The sequence below is a fragment of the Mesorhizobium sp. M7A.F.Ca.US.014.04.1.1 genome (genome assembly GCF_003998745.1).
GTDB lineage: Bacteria > Pseudomonadota > Alphaproteobacteria > Rhizobiales > Rhizobiaceae > Mesorhizobium > Mesorhizobium ciceri.
Genome location: NZ_RZRW01000983.1, coordinates 1 through 1,341, shown reverse-complemented (window position 1 = coordinate 1,341; position 1,341 = coordinate 1). Strand labels below are relative to the sequence as shown.

Here is a 1,341-nt window from a genome sequence, read left to right as displayed (position 1 = left end):
ACCGTGAGTTCGACGACGCCGAGGCTGGAGCACACCGATCGCAATGTTTCGCCGCCAGTGACGAGCAGCGTTCCGGGCTTTGGCAAACCGTCAAGAAGCGACGCAAACACCTTGCCGATATGATCTGCAATCGCGTGGCGATCACCCGATGCAACCACAGTGACAACCGACGGCGCACCTCGCATGATCCGTTTTGCCAGATCCCTTTTCGCTTTGTCGATGTCGCGTTCCACAACGATATGCCCATCAGCATGCTTGGTGGCAAACGAGGCCACCTGTCCCGCCGTGACTTCGTGATTTGTGCCGACAAGGCCCAGGAACGGGGCGGGCAGTGCCGGAACAGGCTTGTGTGGTATGCTCAGGTGTCGCGCCAGCGCGGCAGCCAGGCCGCCCGTACCAACCCAGAGTGTCTGCGGCGCGCTCGCCGTTGCAACGATTTCGTCCAGGTCCTTGTCCGTTTCGGCGTCGTAGAGTGTGAGGAAATGAACCGGCCGCGTGCCCGGTACCGACCGGCCAGAGGAAAAGCGCCGACCGAGGCCGGCGAGGATGTCGGGACCGACCATTTCGGGCCGATCGAGCCGCCATTGACGCCCAAGGCGTGTAACACGGCCCTGAAAGGGGAACGCGGGCGCCAGTACAACCCGCTGGTACGCACCTTCGACGATGCAGGCTTCTATTTCGGCAATGACGTGACCGCGCAAAAGGCTGTCGATCTTCTTGAAGCTCAGCTGTCCGGCGGCCAGCCATGGCGCGAACTTCAAGTGTCTGGCGACGGCCGTTGTCTCGGCGCCCTCACGTGTGGCGATATCGACAGCCGAACGGCCCGAGAGCCTACGATCCAGTTGCCAGCTCACGCCGACACCTTGGCCTGGCGAGGCGAAGCAAACCGCGCTGTCCAGAGCGCCGGTCAGGTCGTCCGCGATGATCCGGATATCGACAGTCTCAAGAGCGCTCAATTGAAGAACCCGAACGGCTGACGCGCACGACGCGGACGTTCACATCGAGCGTCCGAAGATTGCTGAGGTTGGCCTGATCGATGCCGTCATCGGTAATGATCTGGTGGATGTCGGCCAGGCGGCAGATGGTGCAGAAATTCGGAGTGGTGAATTTGGAATTGTCGGCAAGCACGACCACCCGTCGCGCCGCGGCGATCATCGCCTGCTTCATCGCCGCGACCTCGAGCGAGGTCTCCGTGAGCATGTCCCCGGTGATGGCGTGAGTGCCCAGAATTGCCACATCGGCGTGGATGGTACGCAGGAAATTCTCGCCAGGCTGGCCAACCAGAGTTAGAGAACCCGGCTTGCAGGTGCCTCCAAGCATGACGAGGCGTACTCCCGGCAC

The 1,341-nt window shown here is 62.0% G+C and carries 1 protein-coding gene and 1 pseudogene; both read right to left on the bottom strand.

From position 1 onward, the window contains the following. The coding region (locus EOA22_RS33780; protein ID WP_127390621.1) for a four-carbon acid sugar kinase family protein at window positions 1–956 on the bottom strand (956 nt) is incomplete at its 3' end. Further along, a pseudogene (locus EOA22_RS33775) lies at window positions 943–1,341 on the bottom strand (DeoR/GlpR transcriptional regulator); the annotation flags it as partial. The pseudogene EOA22_RS33775 and the gene EOA22_RS33780, both read right to left, overlap by 14 nt.